Genomic DNA, 13,472 nt, shown 5'->3' on the forward strand with positions numbered 1-13,472 from the left:
CACAAGGTCACTCATCGGCCCGACCGGGCCCGCAGGACGATCCGGCTACTGACCGACGCTGTGCGCGTGGTCTTCTCGATCCGATACCCGATCGGGGCTGGCCCGGCGGCGTTTTCGTGCGAATTGTGCAGAGTGCTGTCGGCTGCCCGCATCCCGCACAAAAGTGGGCGTTCGACCAATTCAGTGGCAAATCATCGGCTACGCGCGAAGCTCTTGACCTAGTTGTTACCGGTGGGTACAACTACGTAACCATGCCGACGCATACCGCTCGGTCGGCCCATGAAGAAATGCATGCAGTTGGTAACGGACGTCATCACGATCGATGCGGAGTTCGCAGCCGCACGCAAAGCATTGTGGGACTTTTTCATGGACCCACAGACCTACACCCGGATGTTCCTCGGAATCGGAGACTGTGATCGCGCGGAAACCTCGGACACGCACCCCGTTCTCCTGATTCGGGCGCGGCATGGCAGCACCGAGCTGACCGTGCCCGCACTCCGGCTAGTCGTCGGCAAGGAGCTGGAAACCTTCGAGCTACAGTGCCCTGGGCTGGGCAGTTTCGCCGCGATCCGACTACGCGGCGAACAGGAACAGACCCGGGTCACCATCACCTACTTCGGCGCGGCGCGGATCCATCCGTGGATCGCCGAGCAGGAGAACGCCGACGTGATCGACTGGACCATGGCCGGGCTGGACCGGATCGTCGACGCCATCACCGGCGCGCCGACCTCGGTACTGATCAACGGCGAGGAGTCGGGAACGAAACAGCAGGTCGATACGCTGAAACAGATGGTCTCGACCGGTGTCGTGCGCACCTTCCGACCCGACCGCGCGCTCAAGCAGATGGGCGGACTGGCCAAGTGGGGATTCACCCTGGCCGGTGGTTACGCGGCCGCCGCCGGGCACTCGCCGAATCGCCTGGCCGTGGTGGACGACGTGTCTGCTTACACCTTCGGCCAAATGCACGATCGCACCCACAAACTCGCGTCGGCGTTGACGTTGCTGGGTATCGGCGCGCGCGACAAAGTAGGGCTACTTTCGCGCAATCGGGTGGCGATGGTCGAATGCATGGTCGCCACTGGCAAACTCGGCGTGGACACCGTCCTGATGAACACCGGGCTGTCGGCTCGGCAGATCGAGGACGTCGCCGACCGGCACGGGCTGTCCGCCGTCTTTCTCGACGACGAGTACGACGCACTGACCAAGTATGTCGGGTCCGAGGTGCCGCGCTTCGCGACGGGACGCGAGTCCATCTTCGAACGCAACACCGTCGACGATCTGATCGCCCTCGACGCGCCGACGTTCTCCCGGCCCCAGCATCCCGGTCGGCTGATCGTGCTCACCTCCGGCACCAGCGGCACGCCCAAGAGCGCACAACGCCCGCAGCCCAAGGGATTTGGCACCGTCGCGGCGCTGCTGTCGCGGATTCCGTTGCGGATGGACGAGACCATGCTCATCCCCGCGCCGCTGTTCCACACCTGGGGCTTGGCGGCGTTGCAGATCAGCACGCCGATCCGCGCGAGTGTCGTACTGCCGGAACGGTTCGACGCCGAGGACTGCCTGCGGCTGATCGAGGAGCACAGCGTCACCTCGCTGATCGTGGTGCCGGTGATGGTGAACCGAATCCTGGATCTGCCCGCGCACATTCGGGATCGCTACGACACGTCGAGCCTGCGGGTGGTCGCGAGTTGTGGTGCGCCCCTTGCCGGTCCGACGGTGCTCAAGTTCATGGACACCTTCGGCGACGTGCTCTACAACGTCTACGGCTCGACCGAGGTGTCCTGGGCCACCATCGCCGATCCGGCCGACCTGCGCGCGGCACCGACCACCGCGGGCCGCCCGCCGCTTGGCACGAAACTCGCTGTGCTGGACAAGGATCTGCGTCCGGTGCCGCGCGGTGTCACCGGACGCATCTTCGTGCTGAACCACATGCTGTTCGACGGCTACACCGACGCCAAGCCGCCCACCGAGTCGGGCGGCATGCTCGACACCGGCGATCTCGGCTATCTCGACGCCGACGGGCTGCTGTTCGTGGCGGGCCGGGACGACGAGATGATCATCTCCGGCGGCGAGAACGTCTTCCCGCGCCCGGTCGAGGAGGCGTTGTCGCACCTGCCGCAGGTGAGCGAGGTCGCGGTGGTGGGTGTGCCGGACAAGGAGTACGGCCAGCGGCTGGCCGCGTTCGTGGTGACGCGGGAGGGGTTCGGGCTCGATCGCGACATGGTCTGCAACTACATCCGCCATCGGCTCAGCCGGTTCTCGGTGCCGCGCGACGTGACGTTCCTGGAGGCGTTGCCGCGCAATGCGACCGGAAAGATCCTGAAGCGCACGCTGATTCAGCCGAGCTGAGCCTGGGCCCAGCTCGGCTGACGGGTCAGTTCGACCGGCGGATCGTTTCCGGGGTCAGATCGGCGATCGTCGGATAGCCGTCCACCGCCATCAGTAGATCCGCTTCGGCGAGCAGCGTGCGCAGCACGTGCACGATGCCGTCTACGCCGCCCAATGCCAGGCCGTAGCAGTACGGGCGACCGATGCCGACGGCGGTCGCGCCGAGTGCCAATGCCTTGACAATGTCTGCGCCGGAACGGATTCCGGAGTCGAACAGCACCGGAATGCCGTCGGCCGCCGCGACGACGTCGGGCAGGTGCTCGATCGCGGGGATGCCGCCGTTGGCCTGCCTGCCGCCGTGATTGGAGCAGTAGATGCCGTCAGCCCCAGCGTCTTTGGCGCGGCGGGCGTCATCGGGGTGGCAGATTCCCTTGAGTACCAACGGAAGATCGGTCAGCGACCGAAGCCAGGCTAGGTCGTCCCAGGTGACCGGGTTACCGAACTGCGAAATCCAGGTCAGGATGGCCGTTTTCGGGTCCTCCTCCGGGCTCTTCGCGAGCATCTTGCGGAATACCTGGTCGCTGAAATAGTTCGCCAGGCAGTGACCGCGCAGCTGCGGAAAGTTCGAGGTGCTCAGGTCGCGCGGGCGCCAGCCGGGGACCCACGTATCCAGTGTCACCACAATGGCTTTGAACCCGGCGGTCTCGGCGCGGCTGACCAGGCTCTGCGCCAGGTCGCGGTCGGTCGGCGTGTAGAGCTGGAACATGCCGGGGGTGTCGCCGAATTCGGCGGCCACGTCCTCGAGCGGGTCGACCGTCAGCGTGGACGCCACCATCGGGACGCCGGTGCGCGCCGCGGCCTTGGCGGTCGCGAGGTCGCCGTGACCATCCTGCGCGCAGAGTCCGATCACGCCGACCGGGGCCATGAAGATCGGTGACGGCAGCTGCATGCCGAACAGATCGACCGTGAGGTCGCGTTCCTTGGTGGCGCGCAGCATGCGGGGGACGAGACCCAGTTTCTCGAAGGCCGTGGCGTTGGTGCGCTGGGTGAGCTCGTCGCCCGCGCCGCCCGCCACGTAGGACCAGATGCCCGGTGGCAGCGCGGCCTGCGCCCTCGCCTCCAGGTCGGCGAAGGTCATCGGCAGGTTCGGCTGGACGCCGCCGAGGCCCTGGAAGTAGATCTCGTACTGGTAGTCACCGAAGTTGCCGGTCACGGCGCTCCCTTCCTCGTTTGATACATGAATGTATCCGATACATTTGTGTAGCGGGGGGAGTTGGCGTCGGTACGCAAGGCCTTGTAGAGGGTCAGCCATCGGCTCGGGTCGACCAGTCCGACGGGTTCGTCCGGTGCGATTTCCGCGGCGGTGCAGGCCGCTCGCACGGTGTGGGCCGGGAACTGCCGGCGCAACGAACTCGCCAATGAGCCGCCGACGCCCACAAAGCCGAGTTCGACCACCCGCCGGTAGTCGGCGAGTGCTGAACCGGGCAGCAGTGGGCGAGGTCGGCGGCGCAGGTGCAGGATCGCGGTATCGACGCTCGGCACGGGATGGAAGCTGTGCCGTCCGATGCGCGCTCCCAATTCCATTGCGACGGTGGGCCAATGGGTGACGGTGAGCTTGGTCCACCGGCCGTAGTCGCCGGAATGCTTACGGGCGAACTCGTATTGGGTGAGCAGGGTGGCCGAGGTGAGGTGCCGGGCGGCCAGGCACCAGCGCACCAGATCGGTCGTCACGGCGAACGGCACGTTGGCCACCACCGCGAACGGCTCCTGCGGTTCGCGTACCACACGTAAATCCTTGTGGTACAGCCTTATTCGGTCATTGCCGAGATATCGCCTGCGCAGGCGGTCGGCGTAATGGGCGTCTTTCTCGTAGGCGCGTACCCGGCCTGCCGAGTCGAGTAGCTGTCTTGTCAGCATGCCGTCACCGGGACCGATCTCGAGCACGAGATCCGCGGCCGTGACGCCCGACGAGCGCACGATCAACCGGGCGGCACCGGCATCGGTGAGAAAGTTCTGGGACAAGCGCTTACGCGTATCGCGGGCACGCGGCAGCGAACGATTGCGGGACATGGGTGTCCTCCGAACGGAGTGGTCGAATCAGAAAAAGTGATTCGCCCGGACCCATGCCAGGGCACAACAAACCCGACGGTCATCGACCGTCGGCGCAGCTCCCGATCAGAACTGTCGGGTCACCGGAGCGCGGTGCACTGGCAGAGCCCAGGCCTCCGCGCGCAGCCGCATGAAGTACACGCCGACCGCGCACGCTCCGTTCATCTCCAAACTGCCCATGCCCGGCAAGATATCGCACCGCCCCCGCGCCCCGCGACCGGTTATTCGGCTATGCCGATTCGAGCAGATTCCGGCGCAGCGCGGCGACCAAGTCGTCGTCGGCGCCGAGCAGTTTCGTCGTATATCCGCGCACAGAGCCATGTTCGGCCGTCAAGGCCGCAAGGAACAGCTGCATCACCTCGGCGGGCGCCCGGCCGTACCCGGGCCAGGTCAGCACCTTGTCGGGATACGCGGCATGCCAGTCCGCGACGAGGCGCTCGGCGGCGAGCTCGGTCAGCGCGAAGTCCTCGATGATCTGTTCCTCGGCGACGCCGAGCAAGCTCAGGACGAGTGCGGCGAGCAGACCGGTCCGGTCCTTGCCTGCCGCGCAGTGGAAGACCGTGGGGCCGTCGGCCTCGGCGATCACCTCGAGGGCCTGGCGGATCTCCTCGACGCCGTCAGCGGCGACCTCCATGAACCGTTCGGCGAGGAAGGGCCCGGTCTCGATTTCCGGACCGAGCGCCGCCTGATCGTAGGGGCGATGTTCGATGCTGAGGTTGTGGTAGACGAGCGACTCGTGCTGGGGGACGCGGCCTTTCGCGTCGACCTCCCAGGGATAGCGCAGGTCGATGACGGTCGTGATGCCCAGGGCCAGGAAGCGCGCCACATCCGCGTCGCGCAGTTTGCCCAGGGAGTCGGAGCGAAACAGCCGCCCCCATCGCACCGTCTGTCCGTCCTCGGTCGGGTAGCCGCCCAGATCGCGGAAGTTGTGTAGTCGTTCGAAATGGATGTGTCTGTTCACCACACGAACCCTATGTCCGCCGCCCACAACGCCGCTCACGGATATTTCGGAGGCAGGGTCGGCGGACCATAGGGCACACTTTGATCATGAACCTGCGTTCGGTAGGCGACCTGGTCAGGGTGACAACTGCGGGCGAGAAGGTGGACTATCTGCTGTTCTGGGGGCATCAGCCGGAGCGGAGTGGGCGAATCGGGGCCAGCTGCCTGAGTCAGTGGTGGCCTGCGCCGTTCGTGGTCGACGGGGTGGAGTTCGCGTCGGCCGAGCACTACATGATGTGGGGTAAGGCGCGGCTGTTCGGGGATGCGGAGAACGCCGAGCGGGTGCTGGCGGCGCGGACGCCGAAGGACGCGAAGCGGCTCGGGCGGGAAGTGCGTGGCTTCGACGGCAAGCTGTGGGGTGCGCACCGGTACGAAGTGGTGGTGCGCGGGAATGTCGCGAAGTTCGGGCAGCACGCGGACTTGATGGAATATCTGCTCGGTACCGGCGATCGGGTGCTGGTGGAAGCCAGTCCGGTGGACCGGATCTGGGGGATCGGGCTGGCGGCGGACAGTCCGCAGGCCGAGGATCCCGCGCAGTGGCCTGGACTCAACCTGTTGGGTTTCGCGTTGATGGACGCGCGCGCGGAACTACGCGGCGGTCAGCCGACCGACTGATCGGCGTTCGTGACGCGCTCCTCGTCGGCGCACGCGCGCCAGACCCGGGCCTCGGCGTAATTGCCTTGGCGGTCAAGGAGTTCGGCGAGGCCGGCCATCGCGCGCGGCTCGCGGCGATCGGCCGCGGTACGCCACCAGCGTTCGGCGTCGGCCAGATCGCCGCGGCGGAAGCGGACGACGCCGAGGTCGTAGGCGGCGCCGGGGTGACCCGCGTCGGCAGCCTGTGCCCACAGTCCGCACGCCTGGTCTTCCTCGCCGCGGCCGTACATCGCGACGCCGAGGTCGTAGAGGGCGGTCCGATAGCTGGTGTCCTGCGCGGGCTCTTCCTCGGCGCGTGGCCTCGCCTGCATGGGACGGGTGGGCGCGGACTGAACGCCGGGGCCGTATTTGGCGTCGGAGCCGAGGTGCGGTGTCCGAGTGGGTTGTGCTGCGTCATCGGGGTTCGCTGCGGGCTGTGGGTTTGGCGCTGCGTGTGGGTTCGCTGCGGACTGTTGGCTTGGCGCTGCATGTGGGTTCGGTGCAGGCTGCGGGCTCGCTGCGGACCGTGCGCTCTGCGCGGACTGTGGGTTCGCTGTCGACTGGGGGTTCGGCGTTGCATGTGGATTCGGTGTGGACTGTGGGTTCGCTGCGGACCGTGCGCTCTGCGCGGACTGTGGGTTCGGTGCGGGCTGTGGATTCGGTGCTGCGTGTGGATTCGGCGCGGACTGTGGGTTCGGTGCGGACTGTGGGTTCGCTGCGGACCGTGCGCTCTGCGCGGACTGTGAGTTCGGTGTGGACTGTGGGTTCGCTGCGGACCGTGCGCTCTGCGCGGACTGTGGGTTCGGTGCGGACTGTGAGTTCGGTGCGGACTGTGGATTCGCCGAGGACTGTGGGTTCGGCACCGATTGTGGTTTCGGCGTGGGCTGCGGCGCACCGGAATACGCGGCGTTCGGGCCCGGCCCGCCGGGATGGGTCTGCGCCGACTGCATGGTCGGGTGGTGCGCGGTGTTCGGCGTGGTCGACGGGTAGGCGCCGCTCGGATTCGTCGGCAGGTTCGGCATCGAGCGCAGGGGATGGGTGTGCTGGGCGTCCGGGGCGGGGTGTGGTTCCGCCGGTAGGTTCGCCGGGGTGGAATGCACTTCGACGACGAGGTTGGCGAAATTGGCCGGACCCTCGCCGATGCTGCACCACAGCACGGTTCGGCCGTCCGGTGTGCCCTCGACGACGATGCCGTAATTGCCGACCCAGGACTTCTGCTCGCCGAAACTGTCGACCCAGACGGGTGTCAGCGTCACCAGGGTGCCGGGGCCGGTGCCGATGATGTCGAAGCTGATGCCGCCGACGAGCGCATCGGACCACACGTCGACGCCGTTCAGCCGGCGACCGTTCAGGCCGAGGTAGCCGTCGACCACCGACAAGCCCATGCCGAGGCCGCGCAGCCCGGCCGGGGGCGCGGCGGACAGCAGCGTCACCGTGATCGTGGTCGGCTCGGGCCCGACCTGCTCGGTGTACATCGGATAGACCTTGCTGCCACGCAAAACGATCGGTTCCGCGCTCTGATAGCGGGCGGAAAGCGGCCGGTCGTCGGGCGAATTCCGAGCGGCCCATGACGAATAGGGCTCGTTCATCGATGCCCGCCTTTCCGCCGAATGCGTCGTGCCGTCCTTGCGCTGTTGCGGCGGGGTATACCGTACCTGCCGAAGCCGGGAAAGGCGCACCGATCCGGCGGCCCCCTTAACGTGTGGGCGGCGTTCTTCCCCGGTGCCCGGCCCCGCGCCCCAAAAATTGTTCGGCCAGTAGCGATATCGCTGTTTTGTCCGAATTGACGTGCTGGCGCATCGGTGCCAGACAAAGCGCGCGGCGGATCAAACCGCCGAAGGTCGAGTTGTCGAGGCTAGGCGGGTTGGGCTTGCCAGGCCTGTGCCATCGTGCGCAGCAGGGCCGGGTAGACCAAGAGGTAGCGGAACGGCAGGATGGCGGCTAGGTAGAGCTTGCCGAGCAGGCCGTTCGGCTTGACCAATACGGCCATTTGGCCGCGGTAGCCGCCGGTTTCGTCGGGGACCCAGCCGATGTGCATCACGGCATGCACGGTGCTGTTGGCGATCTCGGACGCCCATTCGTTGTCGGTCAGGAAGACGGAATGGAAAGGCACGGACAGGAAGTTCGGGCCGGGTGGCGCGTCGCGGAGATCGGCGGGTAGCCGGTCGCGCAGTGATGGCACGCGGGTGGCGATGCCGGTGTCCGGCTTGTCCCAGCCGAACAGCGCCCCGAGCTTCCAGCGGATTGCGAAAAGTATCCGGTAGGCGGCTGGGAACTGGCTCGTGTCATTGTGCGATGCGAAGAGCTGTACGAGCCGAGGGAAGTCGTCGGGGCCGCCGGGGGTCGGGAGCGCCCAGACGTCCTCGAGCTTGAAATCGTGGGTGAATTCGTGAATGCGCCAGGGGCGGCTGGTGTGGGCAGTTTTCGGGAGCCGCATGATTGGGCCTCGATCCGGTTGTGCCGATTGATCAGAAACTGCGCTCGGATGGAGCATACCGAGCAGTTCCTTCGGTTAGACCGAACTCAGCTTGACGATCTGGCGTGGGCGGCATTCGCGCTCATCGAAGGTGACGTCTACGTCGGCGGTAGCGACGGCGGCGAAAGATGCCGCGAAGGCTTCGTCGGATTCCCATTGGCCGGTGGAGACGACAGCTTCGCCGTCCGCGCTGATCCAGCATTCGACGGACAGGCAGCCGGGGGCCGAGCTCAGCACGTCGCGGACTTTGCGTACGCGGCCGACGAACTCGTCGAAATGGCTGGGCCGGGGGTAGTGAAAGGCTACGAAACCGACGGTCATGGCGTGCTCCTGACAGTGGCGTGGGCCGCGTTGCCCACGCAATTCGGTTACTTCCCAACGGCTTTCAAATATACGGTGCCGTATAGTTCGATCGTAACGCGCGGTGCGGGCGTGTCAACAGCATCGGCGATACTGGGGGTATGGTCGCCGTCACTCGCACACCACGGGACAGCTGGATCGAGCAGGGCTTGCTGGCGCTGTCGACCGGCGGTCCGGAGGCCGTCCGCATCGAGAGCCTGGCCCAGGCGCTCGGTGTCACGAAGGGCGGCTTCTATGGGCACTTCGCCGATCGGAACGCACTGCTCGACGAGATGCTCGACGCCTGGGAACAGGGCGCTACCGATGAGGTACGTGCGCAGGTCGAACGTGAGGGGGGTGATGCGCGAACGAAGATTCGTCGCGCCGGTCTGCTCACCTTCTCCGACGATCGAATGTTGCCGATAGACCTGGCGATTCGCGACTGGGCTCGACGTGATGACGCGGTCGCCGAGCGACTCCGTCGCGTCGACAACTATCGAATGGATTACGCGCGTGAACTGTTCGGCAGCCTCTACTCGGATCCGGTCGAGGTCGAGGCACGCAGCCTGCTCGCCTTCTGCCTGGCGGTCGGCAAGCACTTCCTCGTTGCCGATCACCACGACCTGACGCGCAACGAAGTCGCTTTCCGCGCAGCGGATCTCCTACTCGGGAACCCGCCGGACGGCGCGTAGGGACTTACCCGTCGGCCTGAGCTTTGGGAAAGGCCCAGCGCGCGTAGGTGTTTTCGGGTCGCACGGTGATGATGTCGCACGATTTGACGAGCGGGTCCACAGTGCCGTCGAGGTGCTCGAGCGACGGTGTGATCACCGCTTCGGCCTCGTTGAGTTGGACCGCGGTCGCCAGTTGCTCCAACCGATACTCGGTGTCCGTGTCGAAAATGATTGTCCTGACCAGATCGTAGCCGAGTCGCTTTGCGAGGCTTCGGATCTGGGTTTCGTCCCACGTTTGCTGCGCACCAGAGATATCGCGCCGCAGGTAACCGAGTGCCGTCGGATTATCTGTCATCACCACCCCTCCTCGCAGTTGAAAGTCGCTCTGTCGCGCATGTCACCACCTGTAGCTCGCCCCCGAGCCTCCTAAACCTAACTCGCTCTCGCCACGGAGAGCATCGGTTTCGGGTACTGGAACCCTCGACTGGGGAACCCGCATGCGGGAAGGGTGCTGCACGGGCGAGTCGGGCATTCGGTTGGCGGCTGTGATGTGTTGCGGAACAGTTGATTTCGGTGACGAGCGGTCCGGTCAAGCCTGTCCGGTGTCGAAGCGTGCGACCTGGCCGCCGTCGACGGTGAAGCGCCACTTGGTGCGCATATCGCCCCAGGTGTCGTTGTGGAAGTTGGCGATCAGCGAGTGTCCGTCGTCGGCTTCGCTCTCGACTTCCATACGCCCGTTGGCGGCGAAGATCTCCTTCTCGGCCCACTGGTCTAGGTCCTCGTCGCTGCCGTCGTCGGACATCGTGGCGTCCGGGGTGAGGGTGCCGCGGAACGCGCTGGGGTCGTTGCTGTTGACGGCGGTCACGAAGGCGCGCACGGCAGGGTCGGTCAGCTGATCCGTGGGAATCATGAACCCAGTCTCCCACTGGTAGCTGCGATACGGTCGTCGAAACTGGTAACCGTCTGGCTACCGATCGCGGCTGCGGGATTTATGTGTAACCGACGGTTACAGATAACTTCGGGAGGATTCTGGAGTGGATTTCGGTCGCGGATCAATCACGCGGGCCCCGAGATGTGGTTAGCGTACCCGCTACCTCCCGTGGATGCCACCGGACCCCAGCTTTTGCGATAACTCCATGAAACCGACCAAGCGCTTGCTACGCTCCCCGCATGATCTCCACGACGGTGTGGGGCACCGGCAATGTCGGCCGGGCGGCCATTCGAGCCGTCGAAGCCCATCCGGCGCTGCGGCTCACGAGTGTGCTCGTGCACAATCCGGACAAGGTCGGGCGCGACGCGGGAGAGCTGAGCGGTCTCGACTATCAGGTCGGCGTCGCGGCCACCGATGACATCGACGCGGTGCTCGCGACGCATCCGCGCGCGATCGTCTACGCGGCCTCCGGCGATATCCGCCCCGACGACGCACTCGCCGACATCGTCCGTGCCCTGCGCGCGGGCGCGATCGTCGTCACGCCCGCGCTGTACGCGCTCTACGACCCACGCAACGCATCGGCGGACATCCGCGATCCGGTGCTGGCCGCGATCGCCGAGGGCGGCGGGTCCCTGTTCGTCTCCGGCGTCGACCCCGGCTGGGGCAACGACGTGCTGCCGCTGTTGCTGAGTGGCCTCGGCGGCACCGTCGACGTGATCCGCTGCCAGGAGATCTTCGACTACGCCACCTACGACCAGCCGGACTCGGTCCGCTACCTCGTCGGCATGGGCCAGCCGATGGACTACCAACCACCCATGCTCGCGCCGACGGTGCCGACCATGGTGTGGGGCGGCCAGATTCGACTGATGGCGCGGGCGCTCGGCGTCGAAATCGACGAGATCCGCGAGACCCTCGAACGCAGGCAACTCGAAACCACGATCACCACACCGTCGATGGGGGAGTTCGTTGCGGGCACGCAAGGTGCGGTGCGGTTCGAGGTGCAGGGCATCGTCGAGGGCGAGCCGCGCATCATCATCGAACACGTCACCCGCATTCACGCGTCCTGCGCGCCGGACTGGCCCGCGCCCGCCGACGGCGACGGCGCGCACCGGGTGATCATCGAGGGCCGCCCGCGCATCGAGGTCACCATCGAGGCGTCGGACGAGAACGGCAACCGCGCCGCGGGCGGAAACGCCACTGCCGTAGGCCGTTTGGTGAGCGCCATCGATTGGCTCGCCGCCGCCGAACCCGGACTCTATGACGCACTCGATATTCCACTGCGTCCGGCAGTCGGCAAACTCGGAAGGAAACACCCATGATCATCGATATCCCCGAGGGCAAGGACCCGATCGGTTACGTCTGGGGCGAAATGGTGCCCGGCATCGGCGTTGCGGCCGCGCAGTTCTCGATGTCGGTGTATTCGCACAGCACCCTCGGGCTGCGCGAATTCGAGGCCGCCCGGCTGCGCATCGCGCAAATCAACGGCTGCATCTTCTGCCAGGACTGGCGCACCGAACGCGACGGCAAAAAGGTGGAGCCGGAGTTCGCCGACGCCGTCACCGACTGGCGGCTGACCGACGCGTTCGACGAACGCACCAGGCTCGCGGCCGAATACGCCGAGCGCTACGCCCTGGACCACCACGGCATCGATGACGAGTTCTGGACCCGCATGCTCGCCGAGTACTCGCAGGTCGAAGTCGTGGAACTCAGCATGAGCATCGGCTCGTGGCTGGCCTTCGGCCGACTCAATCGCGTCCTCGGCCTGGACACCGCGTGTGTGCTGCCGGGACATTCGGCCGCATAACAAACGATTATTCGACTCGCTTGGGCGGCCACAGCGTGTTGTTCACGGCATCGTAAAGCTGATATTCCAAACCGGATATCAACCCCTCGATCAGCCCGCGAACGGCTGTCGCCGCATTATCGACCGCGGACCCGCGGTGCCTGCGTCGATCCGCGCGATCGGCCGCCGTTACCCGGACCGAACTACCCGCGGCCTCGACATGGAGTAACGCATGCCGGTAGGCCGCGGGAACCCGGCTGTTCCACAGCTGCAGCCCGGCCACGACGAAGCGGCGCAACTGCTCGTCAACGGGTTGTCCGTGCTGGGTCCGGACGTAGGTCAGGACCTCGGCGGGTGAGTCGACGGCCCCCATCGGCAGCACCACGAACTCGTAATTCATCTATCCAACGGTAGCGCGGTCGCCCGAAATATAGGCTGGGACAACCACTTTCCGTTCGCTACTGTTTCGGCACCCAGGCGGGTTGCCCGTCGACCAATCCGGTCTCGAATAACTCGGGCGCGTCGACCACGGCCTGAAGATGGTCGTGTGCTTCCTCGAGCGAAAGGCTGGCCGGGTACCGGATGTATTCGAGGGCCGCGGCGATTCGGGCCTCGAATCGATGGCGAAAATCATCGTCGCCGACGTAGGTCAGGGCGATGCGTCCGTGCCAGGCGATATCGTGCCTGCCGTCCGGGCGGCGGGTGAAAAACACCTCCTGGTCGGCCACCGAATCGTGGCCGAGCAGGTAGATGTTGAAGGCGAGATATTCGAGTTGATCGAGTTCGATGAGCGGGAGCGGATCGGCCGTCAATCGTTGTGGCGTCAACGTTTTCAGATGAAATGGATCACCGGGCGTGGCGGCGAGAAATCCGGTGCCGTCGTCCTCACCCCAGTAGGTGGACGACAACGTGCAACTCCCGTAGTTCTGCCACACCTCCGGCGACGACCAAGCCTCGTCCGCCACGGCACTTTCCGGTGCGCCACCGGCAACATACATCGCCGACCGCAGGTGCAAGTCGAACCATAAATTGCCGTTCTCGTCGATCCGCCCGGTCCACGCGAACTCCTCGATCGCATGTCCGGCCGGCCACGGGTTTCCCGGAAACATAATCCGGCCGATGGCCGGATTGTCTTCCAGGTCGATCCTTTCCATGATGACGAACCTAGCGACCGGCACCGACAAACCGCGAACCAGTTGCCAA

At 65.9% G+C, this 13,472-nt stretch carries 15 protein-coding genes; 5 read left to right on the plus strand and 10 right to left on the minus strand.

The features are described from left to right. The first annotated feature begins 297 nt into the window (after positions 1-297). Positions 298-2,349, plus strand: coding sequence for an AMP-binding protein (locus ACIBK2_RS32550; protein ID WP_396973070.1), 2,052 nt, complete (start codon positions 298-300; stop codon positions 2,347-2,349). Between the two features lie 25 nt (positions 2,350-2,374). On the opposite strand, the gene ACIBK2_RS32555 is transcribed toward ACIBK2_RS32550, so the two are convergent. The 3 genes from ACIBK2_RS32555 to ACIBK2_RS32565 all read right to left on the minus strand — a co-directional run bounded on the left by ACIBK2_RS32555 (position 2,375) and on the right by ACIBK2_RS32565 (position 5,398). Then, positions 2,375-3,541 (minus strand): lactate 2-monooxygenase, encoded by a 1,167-nt coding sequence (locus ACIBK2_RS32555; RefSeq protein ID WP_396972821.1) that lies wholly within the window; start codon positions 3,539-3,541, stop codon positions 2,375-2,377. After that, on the minus strand, positions 3,538-4,398 hold the full coding sequence (gene erm / locus ACIBK2_RS32560; protein ID WP_396972823.1) for a 23S ribosomal RNA methyltransferase Erm: 861 nt from the start codon (positions 4,396-4,398) through the stop codon (positions 3,538-3,540). The genes ACIBK2_RS32555 and erm overlap by 4 nt, the downstream gene beginning before the upstream one ends. 268 nt (positions 4,399-4,666) lie before the next feature. After that, positions 4,667-5,398: a tyrosine-protein phosphatase gene (locus tag ACIBK2_RS32565; RefSeq protein WP_396972825.1), complete on the minus strand. Its 732-nt coding sequence runs from the start codon at positions 5,396-5,398 to the stop codon at positions 4,667-4,669. Between the two features lie 86 nt (positions 5,399-5,484). Between ACIBK2_RS32565 and ACIBK2_RS32570 the strand changes: the two genes are divergently transcribed. Beyond that, entirely contained in the window at positions 5,485-6,051 is a 567-nt protein-coding gene (locus ACIBK2_RS32570) for an NADAR family protein (protein ID WP_396972827.1), read from the plus strand. Here ACIBK2_RS32570 and ACIBK2_RS32575 read toward each other — a convergent pair. The 3 genes from ACIBK2_RS32575 to ACIBK2_RS32585 all read right to left on the minus strand — a co-directional run bounded on the left by ACIBK2_RS32575 (position 6,036) and on the right by ACIBK2_RS32585 (position 8,866). Then, positions 6,036-7,658 (minus strand): hypothetical protein, encoded by a 1,623-nt coding sequence (locus ACIBK2_RS32575; RefSeq protein WP_396972829.1) that lies wholly within the window; start codon positions 7,656-7,658, stop codon positions 6,036-6,038. The genes ACIBK2_RS32570 and ACIBK2_RS32575 overlap by 16 nt on opposite strands. A gap of 266 nt (positions 7,659-7,924) precedes the next feature. Beyond that, positions 7,925-8,506, minus strand: a complete 582-nt coding sequence (locus ACIBK2_RS32580; protein WP_396972831.1) for a DUF2867 domain-containing protein — start codon at positions 8,504-8,506, stop codon at positions 7,925-7,927. 75 nt (positions 8,507-8,581) lie between these two features. Continuing rightward, on the minus strand, positions 8,582-8,866 hold the full coding sequence (locus ACIBK2_RS32585) for an antibiotic biosynthesis monooxygenase family protein (RefSeq protein ID WP_396972833.1): 285 nt from the start codon (positions 8,864-8,866) through the stop codon (positions 8,582-8,584). A gap of 140 nt (positions 8,867-9,006) precedes the next feature. Between ACIBK2_RS32585 and ACIBK2_RS32590 the strand changes: the two genes are divergently transcribed. Then, positions 9,007-9,576, plus strand: coding sequence for a TetR/AcrR family transcriptional regulator (locus tag ACIBK2_RS32590; protein ID WP_396972835.1), 570 nt, complete (start codon positions 9,007-9,009; stop codon positions 9,574-9,576). Between the two features lie 4 nt (positions 9,577-9,580). Here ACIBK2_RS32590 and ACIBK2_RS32595 read toward each other — a convergent pair whose 3' ends face one another. Both ACIBK2_RS32595 and ACIBK2_RS32600 read right to left on the minus strand, forming a co-directional pair. After that, complete coding sequence (locus ACIBK2_RS32595; protein WP_396972837.1) at positions 9,581-9,910, minus strand: hypothetical protein; 330 nt, start codon at positions 9,908-9,910, stop codon at positions 9,581-9,583. Positions 9,911-10,144: 234 nt separating this feature from the next. Beyond that, positions 10,145-10,465 carry a nuclear transport factor 2 family protein gene (locus ACIBK2_RS32600; protein ID WP_396972838.1) on the minus strand — a complete coding sequence of 107 codons (321 nt, stop codon included), beginning with the start codon at positions 10,463-10,465 and terminating at the stop codon, positions 10,145-10,147. Positions 10,466-10,725: 260 nt separating this feature from the next. Between ACIBK2_RS32600 and ACIBK2_RS32605 the strand changes: the two genes are divergently transcribed. Together ACIBK2_RS32605 and ACIBK2_RS32610 are read left to right on the plus strand one after the other, a co-directional pair. Continuing rightward, complete coding sequence (locus ACIBK2_RS32605; protein WP_396972840.1) at positions 10,726-11,805, plus strand: dihydrodipicolinate reductase; 1,080 nt, start codon at positions 10,726-10,728, stop codon at positions 11,803-11,805. Next, positions 11,802-12,290, plus strand: a complete 489-nt coding sequence (locus ACIBK2_RS32610; protein ID WP_396972842.1) for a carboxymuconolactone decarboxylase family protein — start codon at positions 11,802-11,804, stop codon at positions 12,288-12,290. The genes ACIBK2_RS32605 and ACIBK2_RS32610 overlap by 4 nt, the downstream gene beginning before the upstream one ends. Before the next feature lie 7 nt (positions 12,291-12,297). On the opposite strand, the gene ACIBK2_RS32615 is transcribed toward ACIBK2_RS32610, so the two are convergent. Together ACIBK2_RS32615 and ACIBK2_RS32620 are read right to left on the minus strand one after the other, a co-directional pair. Continuing rightward, positions 12,298-12,669 carry a hypothetical protein gene (locus ACIBK2_RS32615; protein WP_396972843.1) on the minus strand — a complete coding sequence of 124 codons (372 nt, stop codon included), beginning with the start codon at positions 12,667-12,669 and terminating at the stop codon, positions 12,298-12,300. 58 nt (positions 12,670-12,727) lie between these two features. Continuing rightward, positions 12,728-13,423 carry a hypothetical protein gene (locus tag ACIBK2_RS32620; protein WP_396972845.1) on the minus strand — a complete coding sequence of 232 codons (696 nt, stop codon included), beginning with the start codon at positions 13,421-13,423 and terminating at the stop codon, positions 12,728-12,730. Positions 13,424-13,472: the final 49 nt, after the last annotated feature.

This window comes from Nocardia sp. NPDC050175, from assembly GCF_044459885.1.
In the GTDB taxonomy this organism is placed as follows: Bacteria; Actinomycetota; Actinomycetes; order Mycobacteriales; family Mycobacteriaceae; genus Nocardia.

What these genes read in the sequence shown, in the direction of transcription:
- erm (WP_396972823.1), bottom strand. Translation starts at nt 4,398, where the DNA reads ATGTCCCGCAATCGTTCGCTGCCGCGTGCCCGCGATACGCGTAAGCGC.
- ACIBK2_RS32590 (WP_396972835.1), top strand. Translation starts at nt 9,007, where the DNA reads ATGGTCGCCGTCACTCGCACACCACGGGACAGCTGGATCGAGCAGGGC.
- ACIBK2_RS32580 (WP_396972831.1), bottom strand. Translation starts at nt 8,506, where the DNA reads ATGCGGCTCCCGAAAACTGCCCACACCAGCCGCCCCTGGCGCATTCAC.
- ACIBK2_RS32570 (WP_396972827.1), top strand. Translation starts at nt 5,485, where the DNA reads ATGAACCTGCGTTCGGTAGGCGACCTGGTCAGGGTGACAACTGCGGGC.
- ACIBK2_RS32575 (WP_396972829.1), bottom strand. Translation starts at nt 7,658, where the DNA reads ATGAACGAGCCCTATTCGTCATGGGCCGCTCGGAATTCGCCCGACGAC.
- ACIBK2_RS32620 (WP_396972845.1), bottom strand. Translation starts at nt 13,423, where the DNA reads ATGGAAAGGATCGACCTGGAAGACAATCCGGCCATCGGCCGGATTATG.
- ACIBK2_RS32600 (WP_396972838.1), bottom strand. Translation starts at nt 10,465, where the DNA reads ATGATTCCCACGGATCAGCTGACCGACCCTGCCGTGCGCGCCTTCGTG.
- ACIBK2_RS32585 (WP_396972833.1), bottom strand. Translation starts at nt 8,866, where the DNA reads ATGACCGTCGGTTTCGTAGCCTTTCACTACCCCCGGCCCAGCCATTTC.
- ACIBK2_RS32615 (WP_396972843.1), bottom strand. Translation starts at nt 12,669, where the DNA reads ATGAATTACGAGTTCGTGGTGCTGCCGATGGGGGCCGTCGACTCACCC.
- ACIBK2_RS32610 (WP_396972842.1), top strand. Translation starts at nt 11,802, where the DNA reads ATGATCATCGATATCCCCGAGGGCAAGGACCCGATCGGTTACGTCTGG.
- ACIBK2_RS32595 (WP_396972837.1), bottom strand. Translation starts at nt 9,910, where the DNA reads ATGACAGATAATCCGACGGCACTCGGTTACCTGCGGCGCGATATCTCT.
- ACIBK2_RS32605 (WP_396972840.1), top strand. Translation starts at nt 10,726, where the DNA reads ATGATCTCCACGACGGTGTGGGGCACCGGCAATGTCGGCCGGGCGGCC.